Origin of the sequence: Holtiella tumoricola, from assembly GCF_027857615.1 — a bacterium.
GTDB classification, from domain to species: domain Bacteria; phylum Bacillota; class Clostridia; order Lachnospirales; family Cellulosilyticaceae; genus Holtiella; species Holtiella tumoricola.
Genome location: NZ_JAQIFT010000040.1, coordinates 198,481 through 216,082 on the forward strand (window position 1 = coordinate 198,481; position 17,602 = coordinate 216,082).

Annotated in this window: 13 protein-coding genes; 3 read left to right on the forward strand and 10 right to left on the reverse strand. The window is 33.8% G+C overall.

Annotated features, from left to right (window positions below; translation table 11 throughout):
• Positions 1-61: 61 nt before the first annotated feature.
• Together PBV87_RS09920 and PBV87_RS09925 are read left to right on the forward strand one after the other, a co-directional pair.
• A complete protein-coding gene (locus PBV87_RS09920; protein ID WP_271012122.1) occupies positions 62-1,360 on the forward strand; it encodes a tetratricopeptide repeat protein in 1,299 nt (432 codons plus the stop codon).
• A 110-nt stretch (positions 1,361-1,470) separates the two neighbouring features.
• Positions 1,471-2,703: an MFS transporter gene (locus PBV87_RS09925; RefSeq protein WP_053983567.1), complete on the forward strand. Its 1,233-nt coding sequence runs from the start codon at positions 1,471-1,473 to the stop codon at positions 2,701-2,703.
• Positions 2,704-2,765: 62 nt separating this feature from the next.
• On the opposite strand, the gene PBV87_RS09930 is transcribed toward PBV87_RS09925, so the two are convergent.
• The 8 genes from PBV87_RS09930 to PBV87_RS09965 form a co-directional block, all read right to left on the reverse strand.
• Positions 2,766-4,076, reverse strand: coding sequence for a hemolysin family protein (locus tag PBV87_RS09930; RefSeq protein WP_330680375.1), 1,311 nt, complete (start codon positions 4,074-4,076; stop codon positions 2,766-2,768).
• Between the two features lie 69 nt (positions 4,077-4,145).
• Positions 4,146-4,301 carry a hypothetical protein gene (locus PBV87_RS09935; RefSeq protein ID WP_271012123.1) on the reverse strand — a complete coding sequence of 52 codons (156 nt, stop codon included), beginning with the start codon at positions 4,299-4,301 and terminating at the stop codon, positions 4,146-4,148.
• 36 nt (positions 4,302-4,337) lie between these two features.
• Positions 4,338-6,191 (reverse strand): DUF5696 domain-containing protein, encoded by a 1,854-nt coding sequence (locus PBV87_RS09940; protein ID WP_271012124.1) that lies wholly within the window; start codon positions 6,189-6,191, stop codon positions 4,338-4,340.
• Between the two features lie 24 nt (positions 6,192-6,215).
• On the reverse strand, positions 6,216-7,109 hold the full coding sequence (locus PBV87_RS09945) for a carbohydrate ABC transporter permease (RefSeq protein WP_053983570.1): 894 nt from the start codon (positions 7,107-7,109) through the stop codon (positions 6,216-6,218).
• Positions 7,110-7,136: 27 nt separating this feature from the next.
• Entirely contained in the window at positions 7,137-8,042 is a 906-nt protein-coding gene (locus tag PBV87_RS09950) for an ABC transporter permease (protein WP_053983571.1), read from the reverse strand.
• A 62-nt stretch (positions 8,043-8,104) separates the two neighbouring features.
• Positions 8,105-9,751, reverse strand: a complete 1,647-nt coding sequence (locus PBV87_RS09955; RefSeq protein ID WP_053983572.1) for a type 2 periplasmic-binding domain-containing protein — start codon at positions 9,749-9,751, stop codon at positions 8,105-8,107.
• A gap of 164 nt (positions 9,752-9,915) precedes the next feature.
• A complete protein-coding gene (locus PBV87_RS09960; protein ID WP_271012125.1) occupies positions 9,916-11,508 on the reverse strand; it encodes a response regulator in 1,593 nt (530 codons plus the stop codon).
• A 20-nt stretch (positions 11,509-11,528) separates the two neighbouring features.
• Positions 11,529-13,133, reverse strand: a complete 1,605-nt coding sequence (locus tag PBV87_RS09965; protein WP_271012126.1) for a sensor histidine kinase — start codon at positions 13,131-13,133, stop codon at positions 11,529-11,531.
• Between the two features lie 203 nt (positions 13,134-13,336).
• Here PBV87_RS09965 and PBV87_RS09970 point away from each other — a divergent pair, with 203 nt between their 5' ends.
• Positions 13,337-15,706 (forward strand): beta-mannosidase, encoded by a 2,370-nt coding sequence (locus PBV87_RS09970; protein ID WP_271012127.1) that lies wholly within the window; start codon positions 13,337-13,339, stop codon positions 15,704-15,706.
• Between the two features lie 89 nt (positions 15,707-15,795).
• On the opposite strand, the gene bsh is transcribed toward PBV87_RS09970, so the two are convergent.
• Together bsh and PBV87_RS09980 are read right to left on the reverse strand one after the other, a co-directional pair.
• Complete coding sequence (bsh, locus tag PBV87_RS09975; RefSeq protein WP_271012128.1) at positions 15,796-16,785, reverse strand: choloylglycine hydrolase; 990 nt, start codon at positions 16,783-16,785, stop codon at positions 15,796-15,798.
• Positions 16,786-16,896: 111 nt separating this feature from the next.
• Positions 16,897-17,547: a helix-turn-helix transcriptional regulator gene (locus PBV87_RS09980; RefSeq protein WP_271012129.1), complete on the reverse strand. Its 651-nt coding sequence runs from the start codon at positions 17,545-17,547 to the stop codon at positions 16,897-16,899.
• Positions 17,548-17,602: the final 55 nt, after the last annotated feature.

The following is a 17,602-nucleotide window of genomic DNA, read 5'->3' on the forward strand; positions in this document are numbered from 1 at the left end:
CAAATAATTTACCTTAGTTCTAGTTTCAAAAAGTATGTATTCTCCTAAAAGTTTTAGTATAATGAAGCTAACAGTTTATCTAGAAAGGATTTATCAAATGGCTATTCACACCCCTTTACTCGGTTCCCTTATTAAAAAATATCGTCTTGAACAAAATATGAGTCAAGAGTCCCTTTGCCAAGGTATTTGTGTTGTCTCTTATTTAAGTAAAATCGAAGCCGGCCTTGTCACCCCTAGCCAAGATATATTAGAAGGACTTACTCAGGCGTTAGGTATTCATTATGAACTAGAAGAAGCATTCCTTAAAGAAGGTGAAGTGCTCTTTAACGATTACTTCCATGCATTATCCTTCTTTTTAGAAGATAAAGTAGCACTACTTCAAGAGCATATTTTAGAAAACTATAATACCTATTTATTTTCACCTTTGATGTTGGAAGCACTGCTCGTTCAGGCAAATATACAAAATGAAACACACGACTTAAAACTTTTAGAAACGCTAGACGACTTAGAACATTCTTTTAAGTTTCTTACCTCCAGTCAAAAGGCACTCTTTTATTTATTTAAAGGTTGCGCTTTAATCTACATGAAAACTGAGCCTACTAAAGGATTTAATACTTTGGAGCAGGCATTGGCTTATGAACGCTCTGGCTTTATGCTACTTGCTGTCGGCAAACAGCATTATCGCTTAGGTCACTATAATTTATCTCTAAACTATATGGAAGAAGCCTACGAGATGTGTATTAAAGAGGGTAACTTAAGGTGTGCTCTTTATAGTGCACTTAATATTGCAGGTGTCTACTCTTCTATTCGTAATATGTTCCTTATGGAGAAATATTCTAAGCTCATTATTAATCTGGCAACAAGTCTAGGGGAAGATGACAGCCTCTATACCGCATACTATAACTTAGGTGCCACTTATTTAGAAATTAAAGACTACGAAAAGGCACTTACTTACTGTGAGCGAGCTCTTCACCTTAGAAAAGATAGCCCTCATCCTGATGTAATGAATTATCACAAGTTAGCCCTCATTCATCATCAACTTGGTAATCTGGAAAAGGCACATAATTTCTTAGACCGTGCCTATAACTGCTATCTGGCATGTTCTATCCACGGTACACCTCTTACTAAAACGATGCTCGATATCGTTAAGATTACCCTTGATGATCCTAACTATCTTCATAATTCAGAATATGGAACACTCTTAGAATCCGTCTATAACCAAGTTGGTGAAGCCATTCATTTTGGTTTTAAACAATTTCATGGCAACTATCTTATTGACTACTACAAGGCCAATAGACGTTACAAAGAAGCCCTAGCCATTACAGAAGAACTTTATGTCAAAAGTCCGTATCTTTCCTAAGATATGGGCTTTTAGTCGTATTAACACTCGTATATAAGTGAAATTTTCTCAAAACTGCACTCTATTTTATTCTTTAGCCTCTATTTATAATATAAAGAGGAGGTGAAAATATGAAAACAAAACAACCTACGTTATGGACACGTAATTTTACTATTATTACACTTGGAACGATTATTTCTGCTCTAGGAGGTGTGGCAACTTCCTTTGCTATGAACATTGTAGTCTTTAAGGAAACAGAATCTACACTTCTTACAGGACTATATACTGTACTTATTCTCATTCCACAGCTTATTCTGCCTATTATAATAGGACCTTACATTGACCGCTTTTCCCGAAAAAAACTTATTGTAAGCTTAGATTTTCTCATGGGCTTTTTCTTTTTATTTTGTAGCTTTCTCACTCGGGATAACTTCTTTAGTTATCCGCTCTTTGTTGTCATGGGAATTCTTATTAACACAAATGGAGTGATCTATGGCAGTGCTTATAATGCCTTATATCCTGACTTAATTCCTGAAGGGATGTATCAAAAAGGTTATTCGGTAAGTAGTATGATTTATCCTTTAGCTAGCACACTGATGACACCTGTGGCTGCACTTATCTTTGAACACTTTGGTGTATCTTTCTTATTTGTACTAGAGGGTGTCCTTTTGATCGTAGCGGCCTCCTTTGAATGCTTTATCAAAGTCAAAGAAACTTTAACCAAACCGGATAGTACTTCTTATAAAGTTTATTTAGAAGAACTAAAACAAGGCTTTTGCTATATTCAAGGTGAAAAAGGATTACTTGCTATCTTTACATACTTCTTCTTTACCATGTTTGCCTCACAAGCAACCGCCTTATTATTAGTACCCTTTTTTGAAAATCATCAATTTCTTACTTTAACTAGTTACTCTCTCTTAATCTCTGCTGAAACAATCGGACGCACACTAAGTGGTACTTTCCATTATCTATTTAAAATCCCTACTAAGGCACGCTTTAAAGTTGCCGCCAGTGTGTATGTCCTCTATGACCTATTAGAAGGCATCATGCTCTTTATGGCTTTTCCAGTTATGCTTATTATTCGTTTCTTACTGGGATTTATGGGTACCAACTCAGCTAATATTCGAATGTCCTCTGTCCAAAGCTATGTTCCATCCGAGATACGAGGTCGTGTAAATGGCTTTAGTAGTATCTTATCTATGGCAGGGGTCTGCTGTGGTAGCCTTGTATCTGGTATACTTGGTGAATACTTTAACTACGCTCACCTTGCATTGGTCTATGGCATTATTGGGACATTGGCAGCCTACTTCCTCATCATTAAAAATAAGGACGCTGTATCTGCTATTTATAACCGAGAACTCTAATAAAAATAAGCCTCTTATGTACAATGTCTTGATAACATTTTTGCCACATAGAGGCTTATTTTTTATTTATTATTGAAAGGTAGCACGACTTGTACTTGCTCAATACGTCTCCTATTGGCACCTACAATTGTATATTTTATACCTTCTAATGCTACTTCAATACCTTCATCTGGTATTGCACCCATATAAGTGGTAAGGAATCCATTAAGTGTATCATATTCCCCTTCAGGTAGTTCTAGTCCTAATGTATATTTCAAATCATGAATGCCTGTTGAACCATTTACTAAGTAAGTCTTCTCATCCATTTGTTCTATTTTAAGTTTTTCGATGTCATACTCATCATCAATATCTCCCATAACTTCTTCCACGAGATCTTCCATCGTTACAATCCCTGAAAAGCCACCATATTCATCAATCAATATAGCGATGTGATTTTTACTTTCTTTAAAGTTTTTAAAAAGTTCATTAATCTTTTTACTTTCTGGAATGAAATAAGGTGTACGTAAAATGTTTCTAATATTTATAGCATGAAATCCTACTTTTCTTGCTTCCTTTATTAAATCCTTTGTATAAAGTAGGCCAATAATATGATCTATATTGTCTTCGTAGACAGGAATTCTTGAATAATTGAATTCTGTAATTTTATCTAAAATCACTTCTATATCCTCTTGAATATTAATGACAAAGATATCTTTTCTAGGTGTCATAATTTCTTTAACAATCCTGTCATTAAACTCAAATACTTTATCAATCATAACTTCTTCTTCATCTTCAATACATCCATCTTGCTTAGATTGTGAAACCAATGCACGAATTTCTTCTTCTGAAATTTTTTCCTCTGCATTGTCTTGACTATTACCTGTTACTTTTAAAACAAATAGTGTAGATAAAGACAAAATCTTTATAAAAGGTTTTGCAATTAATGATACTAAATAAATGGTTTTAACTGAACTTAAAGCAATAGCTTCTGATTTTTTCAGTGCAATTCTTTTAGGGACTAACTCTCCAAAAACTAAAGTAAAATAGGAAAGCATAAGGGTAACACCAATCATTGCAATTTCTCCTGAAAAAGGGATACCTAGTTGCAGCATCCATTTTGCAACATGGCTAGATAAACCTGTTGCTGCTGATGCACTTGAAAAGAAGCCTGCTAAAGTGATTCCTATCTGTATTGTAGATAAGAAACGACTTGGCTCATCTATAAATCTTTCAAGCAACCTCGCTTTACTATTTCCCTCTTCACTTAGTCTCCTGATTTTACTTTTGTTTACAGATACTATGGCCATCTCTGCTGATGCAAAAAATGCATTTGTACCTGTTAGTAAAAGAATCAAAATCAACTGTCCCATAATACTTGCCGAATCACTTTCCAAAATAATCAATCCTCTCTGTTTTTTAATATATTCTAAGTCAAAATATACGCAAAAAGACACAACCTACGCCTAATTAGACGTAAGCCATGCCTCTATATTTTGAAACTTATTCAGTTTTAATGTCTTATTATTTTCATGCTCCGTATCACTAGCATCGTCCATGATTTGTTCTAACTTCTCCTTTAAAATAATGCATTCTATATTTGATATTATATGTATATGCATTTATATAATCAAGTATAAATATAGAATTCTATTATTTTATTGAATTGTATATGTACCTTTGTCTAAATCAATAGTTATTTCTGTTCCATCGCTATATACAGCTTTTTGTATTCTATAATTTTCATCTAAGAATTCATGTTTAATCATTTCACATTGAGCAATTTTTTCTTGAAGGGCTGCCACTTGTTGATAGCGCTCTATTTCATGCTTAAGGGCGCCTCCTTCTTTTTCTGCATCTAGGTAAGCTGCTCCACCATTGAGTAATGCATAGAGCATATAGTCTCCTTGTGGTGTATCTTCTTTCATCAGCCATGGAAGGACTACACAGTCATGATATACCAAGTTAAAGAGTGGGACAGGTATGCCTTTAGGTTTTTCATTTGGCCATAACATAAAGGCATAAGGCCCATAATGAGCTGTTACAATACTAGGTACTGCCCAGTCAATCACTTCTTCTGAGCTTGGAAGAATATCGTGTGCAACCAAGTAGTCAAAGCATGATTTTCTATAGGCCATACATTCTTTACGTGTCATTGTATGCCATGGATGTGTACATTCATCTAGCTCGTTACATGTGAATACATCTAAGTAAGTTCCCTCTAGCTGTATGCCATGCCTAAAGAGCTCTGTAAAGTTACGTTTTAAATATAATGGTGCTTGTGATGCACAAATATATGTCTGCCAGCCTCCTGCCCATCTACAAAACTCAATATGTGATCCATCTGGATTTTGAAGCGCAAATGCTCTATCATAAGTTGCTGCATCAAAGTAGTAATCACGATACTGATCATGAATAGCAAACATATAGTTTAACGCTTTCATTTTATCTGAAAGTGCTTTCATACCAGCCCATCCACCAGCCTCAATACAAGCTGGCAAATAATCTGGGTGTTGATTATCATACCCTGGTTCTCCCCATCCATCTAAATGGAGATAAACTTTCTCAAGTCCTGCTTCTTTTAGCTTTTCCATTTGTTTTTGCCTCACTGCAAATGGAACCACTTCATCATTTTTCTCCGGATGCTCTTGATCATAATAAGCTGAATCTGGTGATACGTGTGTTTTAATACCTGTATGTACAATAGCAGATCCAATAAACTTATTAACTAAGGGATTTTTAGCTGCTTTTTCTTTTAAAGTTACAAGTAGCCCTTGTTCTTTGGCATACTGGCGGTAAACTTTACAAAGGTCATTGTAATCACAGTTTTCTAAGAAAGTCAGTTTCATACTACGTTTATAAGTTAATTTCCCCATACTCGGTAGCCATCTTACGCCAATGTGGCAAAAGTCTGATCCTTCGGGATGATTCACCTGATAGCCTGCATCCCATGGTGTACATACAATAGCAATATATCCTTCATGCTCTTTTATTTGGCCAAACCATGGCATATACGCTGCACTACTGCACATTTGTCCATCAAATACTAGTTTATCTACTTGATGTGGCCAGTTATTGGGGATCATAAGTCCTTGTAGCATATTGATAACGGTGTACCACTTACTACTATCCTCTTTAAATGCCATGTGCCCCGGCCAATAGAAGTTGCCCATAAGTTCATGAGCCTCCTCTATTGGAATAAGTTCAAAATAAATGTTTTGTGTAGCGTACTCTATCCAAACCACTGTCTCAAAAGCTAAAGGGCTTTCTATCCCTTTTACAACAAAGTTTGAAAACTTAGTTCTAAATCCTTCTCCTACACCTGTCTTCCAATTAAAATGCTGGATACAACCTGCATCTTTAAAATAGATCGTCTGCTCACCTATATTGAAATAGGGTTGATACATTTCGTCCCATTGCCAACGATTACCGTTACTTTCAATGGCTATATGTAAGGTCTCTTCATTATAATACAACCTAACTGTTTCATGTTGCACCGCTTTTATGATCATCAATAAAACCCCTCTTCTATAGATTTAACCTTTAACACTACCCACTACAATACCTTTAATAAAGAAACGTTGTAGGAATGGATATACGAGTAAAATAGGAAGTGCACCGACAAAAATCTGTGCAGCTTGTAGATTCAGCTCACCAATACTTTCAAGTGCCAAAAGTTGCTCTGGTGACATCATTTGATTCGCCGTCATATTTTGATCAAGTACAACCGTTGATAAATATGTCTGTAATGGATATTTGCTTGTTGTATTCAAGTAAAGCATCCCATCAAACCATGAGTTCCAATGACCAACAATAGTGAAAAGTAAAATAGTTGCTAAAGATGGTAAAGAAATCGGTAAGTAAATCTTACATAAAATATAGAACTGACTCGCACCGTCAATCAGTGCCACTTCTTCTAGATCTTTTGGAATCTGTCTAAAGAAATTAAGGAGTAGAATAACATTCCATACATTCATGGCTGTAGGCAATACTAATGCCCAAATGGTATCAATTAACCCTAAACTCTTAATGACCATATAAGTTGGAATCATACCGCCGCTAAAGAACATGGTGAAAGCAAAGAACCATACATATAGACTACGCTTTTTGAAACGTAAGTTAGACTTAGATAATGGATACGCTGTTAAAATTGTAATGGCCATGCTAATAACCGTACCAATCACTACCCTTACAACGGTTACCCCCATAGATTGGAAGAACTCTTTCTTTTGAAGTAAGTACTTGTATGCTTCTAAGCTAATTTGTTTAGGTAAAAGCCCAACTTCCCCTGCTGTAGTTGCTGCTTGTGAACTCATAGATACTGCAAATAAATGTACAAACGGTAGTATACAAATTAATGTAACAATGGATAAAAAGATAATATTACATACATTAAACGCTTTGCGTCCCTTTGACTCTTTAACTGCCATAACACACACCCTTTCTCGTCTTGTTCTCTAGAAGATACGGTAATCACTTACTTTATAAGCGGTCCAATAAGAGAAGGCTACTAGAATAAGTGATATAAATGATTTAAATAACCCTACTGCTGCTGCAGGTGAATATTGCCTATCAAAAATACCTAAACGATAAACAAAGGTATCAATAATGTCACCGCTTTCATATACAACAGGACTATAAAGCATCAGTACTTGATCAAATCCAGCATTTAATAAGCTACCAAGACTTAAAATACCGATAAGAAGGATAATAGGCATCATACATGGAAGTGTAATATATTTTACACGTTGCCATGCATTGGCACCATCCATCTCTGCTGCTTCATAGAGACTTGTATCAATCCCTACAATTGATGCAAGGAAAACAATCATGTTATAGCCCATCCCCTTCCATACATGGGTTATAACAATAACGATAGGGAACCAAGTATTATTGAGTAAAAACATAAGTGGTTCTATGTTTAAGCCACCTAAGATCTGATTGATTGGACCATTTAAAGCAAAAATTTGTTTTATAATTCCACCTAAGATTACCCAAGAGAGGAAATAGGGCACAAAGATAGCTGTTTGAACATATTTTTGAAAACGTTTAAGTACAATTTCATTTAAAAGTAAAGCCAGTATTAAAGGAACTAATAAACCAAATATGATTTTAAGCACAGATATGTAAAGTGTGTTCCACAATGCGTCATAGAAACCTGGTAAGTTGAATACATACTTAAAGTTATTCATTCCAACAAAATCTGATCCTGTAAAGCCTTTAACTGGATTAAACTTTTGAAATGCCATTACAATACCTGCCATAGGCAAATAAGCAAAGATAGCAGTAAAAATAACACCTGGTATAAGCATGATATGCCATGCTGTTGTATCTTTTCTCAAAAATGCTTTAAGTTTTTCCATCTACCATCCCTCTTTCTGTAAAAGTAAAAGGGTAATAAAATTACTACCCTTTTACTTCTGTCTTATTTATTTTGATACCACTCATTAACCTCTTTAGTAATTTCATCTCCACCAAGTTTGAGCCAGTTATCTGCATAAGCATCAAAGGTGCTAATAGGTGTTTCTCCCATAACCATTTTTACATAAGTTTCTTCTGTTAACTTATTGAGTGTAGCTTTTCTTTCTTTCATTGTATCTGTGGCAAGACCATAGAATTTATTTAATTGATACTCTTTGTTTTCTACAAGTCTTTCTGTTGTTCCCCAAGCAAAGTCGTCATCAATTCTTCCTAAATATTTACCCCATTTATTGGTTTCATCATAAGGGATCTCTCCGGCTTTCCATTTAAAGTAATCCTCAGCATAACTCCAAAGCTGAATATCTCCACCTCCAATGCCTTCTGGTAAAGTTTTTAAATCACCTGTAGCAATTTGGGTGTTGAAACGATCATGTAAAGTTTGAATATCATATGGATCAAAGTAAGTTGTTGGTACCCAGTTCCACACGTGCCCATTTGCAACTTGAGCTTCTTCTGGATACTCTGTTTCAAATAATGCCCAAAGATTAAAGAGCTTTATAACTGCTTCTGGATTTGTACATTTACTATTTAAAACATAGTAATCTTCAATCATCATACTTTCAAGTAAAGCACCGTTTGTACCTTCTGCTCTTGGAATAGGTGCTGTTGTCCACTTACTATCTCCATTTTTAGCAATTTCTTTTCCAATGAAAGAATCAAATGCCCACCATGGTGCAATTAAAATACCTAATTTTTCTGACATAATAAACTCTCTAAGTTTAGTTGCATCATGTAATGCAAATTCTTTATGTATAAGCCCTTTTTCATAAAAACGATTAAGTGCTTCTAAAGCTTCTTTTGTTTCTGGTTGTGTTTCCCCTGGAACTAAAGTGCCATCATCTCCTTCTATCCATGCTGTTGGATAAGAACCAAACATATTCATAAGTGCTGCAAGTGGAGATGTACCTGCTAAAACATCTTTTGAAAGACTGATTCCCATATCTGCCCCTAATTGTTCTTTAAAAGCTGTTGCTACTGCTTCTAATTCCTCTACAGTTGTAGGAACATCCATCCCTACTTCCTCTAACCAGTCTGTACGGATCATCATGATATTAACATTACGTTTGACATCCCAATACTGTGGTATCGCCATAATTTTGCCATCTTCTGTTGTCACACTTTCAAGAACTGCTGGGTCACGATAAATCCATTCTTTCAAAGTATCACTGGCCCATTCTAAGGCATCATTCCATGGCATAATCTGTTCATTTTCTAATAAGTTTTGATAATCAACAGCTGAAACTGCCATAATGTCAGGTAACTCTCCTGATGCCATTGCTACTCCTAGCTTTTGTTCATATTGATCTGTTGGTGCAGTCCAAAGCCATTTAAAATCAATGTTAAACCTATTTTTTGCTTCCCTAACAAAAGATTGGTTTTCTGGGGTAGTACCTGCTGGTACTTCTGATGAGCCAGCTGAAAATGAAAGTACTCCTGTTACTTCTACAGGCTCTTGATATTTTCCAAATGGATCTACTTCACCTTTTTCCACACTAGATGAAGCGGTTGTTTGTTCCTTTCCAGCACATCCTCCTAAGACACCCATACACATTGTTAAAGCAAGAATCATCGCCCCTACTCTTCTTCCCATATAGCACCTCCGAATTTGTATATTTTTTATTGTATTTATATATACAATTATATGTTTTGTGTACATTTTGTTCAATTTCTTTATTTTTACTTCTTTTTCTTTTGTTGACATGTATATAAAAATAGAGTTAAAGAAAGCCTTTGTTACTTTCTCTAACTCTACTCCTATTTATAATTTCTGTACTCTGTAGGTGTAAGCCCCACACATTTTTTAAAGAATACGGTAAAGTATCCTACCGACTCATAACCTAACATTTTAGAAATATCGCCTATTTTTTTATCACTTTTTCTTAAAAGTTCTTTGGCTTTCATCAACTTAGCCTCTTTAATAAACTGCGATAAATTTCTACCTGTAACACTTTTATAAAATCTTGATAGATAAGATGGATTAAAATAAACTAACTTAGCTAAAGTATTTAAACTAATTTCTCCTGTGACAGAATTTAAAATATAGTCCTCTATCTTTTTAATAATCATATCTTCTTCCGTTACCTTACTGAGTGCTTGGTCTTCTCCTAAGGACTTAAGCAATAAGACTAAAAACTGATGGATCTCATCTACGCCTGTTAAATAACGTAAATGATAATAACCTCTTTGTAAATCTTCCGGAAGTTCTAAGTAATTAATCTCTTTTTCTATGTAAGATGCAACCTTTTCTAGACACTTATAGTACATCTGTGTATCAATTAAACTCAGCTCATAGGTATTCTTAATACTGATATAAAGGCTTTCAAAAATTTCTTTTAAATCAAGGAAGCGCTTTTCTATAAGCATTTTATCAATTTGGAGTACATAATGCTCATGATTGCTATCCTTTAACTTATTTCCTTCTATAAGTGTCTCCACATCAATAAGAATAGGTACGTATTTAGATAAATTAATATCTAGTAAGGTCGTATACAGCTTAATTTGATCCTTCAATTGCTCCCATTGCACTTGATGATTGGAATAAATAAAAGAAATCTTTTCTTCAGATAACGCCATTAATTGAGTTTGTATTTCTTCTAACATGTTACCTAGTAGGACTTGTTGTTCCTCAACTTTTTCCTTTGGCTGAACGACTATAAGATAGGTATTACTATATAATTTGATTTCATCTACTTCATAAAAGTAGCTATACTGCTGCTTGACCTGTGTAATTGTTTGAAGAATCATTTTCCTCTTTTGGCTACTGCAACGCTCTCCTAATACTTTCCCTATTGCAATATAAAAATCTTCTTCTATCTGAATGGGTCCTGCATCATAAATCATCTTTAATATTTCTAAACGTTCATTACTATTTTGATGTCCAAGAAATTCTGTCATAAGTTGACATTTTTCATAAGTTTTGTTTTCATTTGTCATTTGCAACATCTTGCCTTCAGTTGCTCTTATTTGTTGAGTACGTTCTATTTCTTGGATACACTCATTAATCACTTGAATAAATTTATCTTCTTCCTCATTTTTCAGCATATATTTCCCTGCATATTCATTGACTGCTCGGTAAATATAATCAAAAGTATCATAACCTGTTAAATAAATAATCTTGCATTCCTTCCAATAGCCTTTTACTGTTTGACTAAATTCAAATCCATCCATAATGGGCATATTAATATCTGTACATAATATATCTAATTTGACCTCTTTTGCAATACGAAGGCCTTCACTCACTGTATAAGCTGAGTAAACTTGTAGCTCAAGTTCTTCTCTGTTCTCTAGCATCGTTACAAGACCTTTTACAATACTCTTCTCATCATCAATCACTAAAATCTTATACATATTTTCCCCCTTATATGTACTTACTTTTCGCTATAAATCTGAAGTATAATGGCTAATCCCCCCATTTCTCCTTGGCTTACCACAATATCATTTTTCTCATGAATATAGTGAAGTCGCTTTTTAATATTAATTAGACCTGTTACAGGGTTTTCACACGCCTTTAATCTGATCTGTAATGCTTCTATTTGCTCTAAGCTTATAAAGGTTCCATTATCCTCTACTTGTATCAGAATAAAATGGGCCTGCTCTCTAACATTTATATGTAACTTTCCCCCTGCTTCAATTTTTTCAAATACATATTTATACGCATTTTCTACCACTGGCTGTAAAATCAATCGGGGTACATATACATTTTTTAGGTTGTCTGGTAGTGGATCCATCTCAATTTGTACTCGATCTTCAAATCTAATTTGTTGAATACCAATATAATTTTTCATGTGCTCATACTCTTCTTCTAACTTGACAAACTCATAGCTTGTCCTTGTAATATAGCGATAGTATTTGGCTAATCCAAGTGTAAGCTGTTCTATCTTCTCTACATCATAGGTTTTGCACATATTTGAAATATTGAAAAAGCAATTATAAAGAAAATGAGGTTTAATCTGCCCTTGAAGATGGCTTAGTTCCATCTGCTTCATATCAATAGCTTGTTCATAACTTTTCTTAATATAGTTTTCTAATAACCCCTTAGCCTTATTAAAACTTTGTGTCACATACTCAAATTCATCGATACCTTCATGTTTTGCCTGTTGATTGAAGTTATGTACATTCATATTTTCAATATGACTTACTACATTTTGGAGTGGTTTATGGATGGCCCGATTCAGATACTTGGTAAACTTAATCGTAATAAAACATAATAAAATTAAAGCTAATAAACTGAGTAAATAAAATTCATGTCCAAACTCTATGAAACGAGAAGGAAGATAAATATGAAAGGCTATAGGATATAAGCTGCTCTTTATAACCATTTCTCTCGAAGTTTTATTGGCTTGTTGTACATTAAAAGGAGCAATTTCTAACTTTTCTCCATTTAATAGTGCTTCTATATAAACCTCTTCATTAAATTTCATTTTCTCCATTAAACGTATTAATTCATATTGGTCTAGCTTAATATATCCTCTTCTATACTCATTCTTATTTTCATATTTTTCTAGTAGATATAGAGTATCTTGTAAAAAATATAAACCAGGTTCTTCTATGTCTTTTATGGCCTCATCAGGTCTAAACCACTCCAACGATGTAATCCATAAATCTTGCTGTGGTATATAGATGCCTATATCACTTGTCCATTTATATTGATTATTTAAAATATTGAGCTCTTCCTTAGCCTGCTTCTTCTTATTTATTTTTTCATAATCAGATAGTTGTTCATACTGATTAGATAATACAAGAACATTTTCACTTTGCATCATATACATCACTAAATTTTGTAAATTGAGTAATTCTTCATCAAAATACTCCATATGTTGCATCGCATTTGTTTTATAGCGCTGTATAAAATTATCACGTATCGTTCGAAGGCCCACTCCCATAATGGCTAAAATACTTAGTGCAATCATAAAGTGACTGACTAAATAAATAGCAAGTACTTTATTGGCTAACTTAGCTTTTCTTATCTTCATTTTATCCCCTTAACTTTTATCCATTTGTTAGTTTTATTATATAATATTATTTACTTTTTTGAAATTTAAATCATCAAATAAAACAACTTTTCCTATTTAATTTTTTATACTTTACTAAAATTCACTAATTATGTATAGCCATTTTTACTTTATTTGTCTATAATTCTATAATAAGCTTTAATACATAAGGAGGATTATTATCAATGGAAATAAACTTATCTGGATCTTGGAAGTTTAGACGTACTTCAGATTCAGCCTATCATACAGGTACTGTTCCTGGAAGTGTCTATTTAGATCTATTAAATACAGGTTGTATGCCTGATCCCTTTTTCCGAGATCATGAAGAAATCGTCTTAAACCTTGCTGACTATGATTATGAGTATATTAAAACCTTTACAGTCGTTGACTTAGATTATCAAGAGCTTTCACTTCTATGCGAAGGTATTGATACTTTGAGTGAAATCTTTATAAATGGGCATGAAGTAGGAAAAACACAAAACATGCATAGAACTTATATCTTTGATGTGAAACCCTTTCTCATCAAAGGAGAAAATGAAATTAAAGTTGTTTTAAAATCACCTACTCGATATATTCAGCAATGCCATGAGCAAGAGCCTATTTTTCATCATCCAGGTGTAGTAGATGGCTATACTCATTTAAGAAAAGCTCACTATATGTTTGGATGGGATTGGGGACCGCAGCTACCTGATTTAGGTATTTGGAAACCACTTAAAATCATAGGACGCAATGCACATATCCTAGACTACACTATTAGGCAACATCATACGGCTACAAAGGTATCTTTAGAAATAGATGTAAAAGCGACTCATGATTTACCTATTCAAATTGAAGTCATCTCCCCAAGTGGAGAAAAATATTATAGCGATGGCACTAAAAGTACACTAGACATTCATAATCCTCAAATTTGGTGGCACAATGGTTATGGTGCTCAACCTTTATATGATGTCAAAATAACTTTAGGAAAAGAAGATTGTAAAAACTTTAAAATAGGTCTACGTGAACTAGGTATTAAAAAGGAAAAAGATGAATGGGGTGAAAAATTCTGTTTCATTATTAATGGCAAAGAGATCTTTGCCATGGGAAGTAACTACATTCCAGAAGATAGCTTATTATCTCGCATGACAGAAGAACGTACTCGTAAGCTACTAACAGATTGCGCTTTAGCTAATCACAACTGTATTCGCGTATGGGGTGGTGGCATTTATCCGCCCGATTATTTCTATGAAATTTGTGATGAATTGGGGCTTATTGTATGGCAAGACTTTATGTATGCTTGTAGCCTTTATAACTTTGATAACCTTCAAGAAGAAGTTATTGAAGAATCCATTGAACAAATCAAACGTCTACGCCATCATAGTTGTATAGCCCTTTGGTGTGGTAATAATGAACAAGAAGAAGCTTGGTTTTATTGGGGGTGGAATGAAGAAATTGCACCTAAATATAAAAAACATTACCAGAGACAATTTGAAGAAGTCCTGCCTGAGCTTGTTCATCGGTATGATCCAGAGAGATTCTATTGGCCTTCATCACCTTCATCGGGTATAGACTGTGATGACCCACGAGATGAACACCATGGAGATATGCACTACTGGACAGTCTGGCATGGACTTAAACCTTTTGAAGCCTATAAGGAGCATTACTTCAGATTTGTTAGCGAATATGGTTTTCAATCCTTCCCTACTATGAAGACTATTGAATCCTTTACCCTTGAATCTGATCGTAATATTTTCTCTTATGTGATGGAGAAGCACCAAAAAAATAAACAAGCTAATAAAATTATCTTGCACTATCTAGCAGACAACTACCGCTACCCTTATAGCCTAGAACACACAGTCTATCTTTCACAACTTTTACAGGCTGAAGCAATGCGCTATGGTGCTGAGCATTGGCGTAGAAATAGAGGTAGATGTATGGGTGCACTCTATTGGCAAACTAATGACTGTTGGCCTGTAGCTTCTTGGTCCGGCATTGATTACTATGGCAGATGGAAAGCGCTACATTATAAAAGCAAGCATTTCTTTGCGCCTATCCTCTTATCCGCTGATCTAGAAGATAACAAAGTCCATCTCTTAGTAATTAATGACAGCGCCAAAGCTTTCACTGGTCAAATTCAATGGCAAATCACAAACGCTAAGGGGGAGTGCCTACAATTAGGACATTCATCTGTTTCTGCTCCATCTTTAGGAAGAAGTGAAGGTATAACTTTAGATTTTAGTGAACTTCTTCTGGATTATAATAGTAAAAGGGATAAAGTCTTTCAGTATACACTGATTCATGACAAAACTATTTTAAGCAGTGCTTGTCAATTATTTATAAAACCTAAGCACTTTAATTATGAGAATCCTCATATTAGTTTTAAGCAAATTAATGCACATGAAATAGAAGTCACCTCTACTGCCTTTGCACATGATATTATGCTAGACCTTGGTTCAAAAGATGGCATATTTAGTGACAACTACTTCTCTCTACTTCCTGGTGAAGTGAAAAAAGTCCATTGCACTGCAACTATAGACTTATCAGATTTAAAAGTAATCAGTGTGTACGACGTCTAACTATTTATAGGAAACTAAAAGAGCTACTTAAATGTCTATAAGACACATAAGTAGCTCTTTCTTTGATAAACTCTATTTAATCTATTTTATTAGTTTTGATAATTAATATCTTGTGTAGATACGTATGGGAATAGTTTGAGTTCTTTGCCCTCTAGTTGTTCTTTATGCATATCTATAGCATTGATTCGACTATTATCATGTGTTTTATAGTAGTAAATACCTTTTTCTAGATCCATACAAGAAGAATATAAAGTTGAATCTTCTAGTCCCTCTTCTGTAATAACACCACCTTTTACCATCTTTACATAGTCAAGCATATGGAAAAATTGAGTTAGTGCTTGCATATCATTCTCTATTGTTGGCATTTGAGATCTAATATAAGCAATTCTTACAAATCTTGAAACAGAAGCAAAGTCTCCTGGTATACCTAATGTACCTGCTCCAATACCTAAAGGTCTTAGTTCTTGGTTACTCCACATTGTTGCCTTAGGTTGATTTGGAGTAAGATGCATATATTCATTGAGGTTAGTTAAATGCCAGTCAAATGTTGGGTTATTGGTCATAACACCAACAGGATTATCATGAACTGTAATTTTTTCTTTAGTTTTTTCAACTACTATAGACTTACCAGTTTTATCCGCAATCATCCAATGTAGCATCGCAACAGGTGTTTTATCATTAATCGGTACATTTACAAATTCTATATTTTTAATTGCTTCTTTTACTTCATCCACTGTTTCATAGTTAGATAATACCCATTGGATAAAGTCATAAGGTGCAAGATTTATTTTATCTGGCACTCGCGTTTCTTCAAAATAAGCATACCCTGCAAAATTTAAGCCTGCACAAGCTAATCCCGCTTCATTCATCGCATCCGCTATTGCAGGATGATTATCGATAACGGTTCCCATACCAATAATAGCACGTTTATTGATAACCATATTACCCGTTACCTTATCTTGATATTGATAATTTCTTGGAATAATAATTCCTGATTGATTAAAAGTATAGGCTAGATCCATATTTCTTCCAAAAAACCATTTGTTTTCATTTGATTTTATACTTAATGCTGTACACATATTCTACCTCACTTTATATTTTTTAATTTTATATTTTATTTATTAAACTATTCCTTAATAAGTCTCTCCTAAAAATTTTCTCTCATTCTACTTATAAAACTTTAAGAACAACTACAATAATTTTAAATTATCTTTATTTTCCTTGTACTGAATAAACACTCCATCATAGCAATGAGAACTTTTTGAAGCTTGATATATATGATCCATTGAGATCAATTTATACGTTTTCGCGTAACAATAGAGATAGATTCCCTCCTTTTTTAAAACATAGCTAATAGGAACGGCTTCTATACTCATTTCTTTAAGTTCTAACTTCACAAATATCTTATCTTCTAAACATGAATTAATTACCTTACATACTTCTTTTTCACTAATTGCTTGTTGCTCATCTAGATCAATTATAAATCTTTGTTCTAAGTTACTTAATATCTGATCACATCGATTATGATTAACAAGTTTAAATTTCTCAATAAGATCTGATTTTTTTAAATGGCTTGCTATATTTTCAGATATATATAAGGATAATATTAAATCTTCATAATCATTTTCAGTTAATACATATTTAGCAATAATATAATTTCTGTCTAATTCTATTCCTCCACTTATCCCTCTATAAGAAATAATGGGAATTCCAAGAACTGATAATTTATCTAAATCTCTTTGTATTGTTTTTTGAGAAACATTAAATTGCTCTGCTAGTTGTTTAATTGTAGTCTTAGAATTACATTTTAATAAGTAAAAGAGTATTTCTATCAATCTCATTGTTCTCTATCCTTTTCCACTTACATCAATCTCATATTTTGTTTTTTCTTATAAA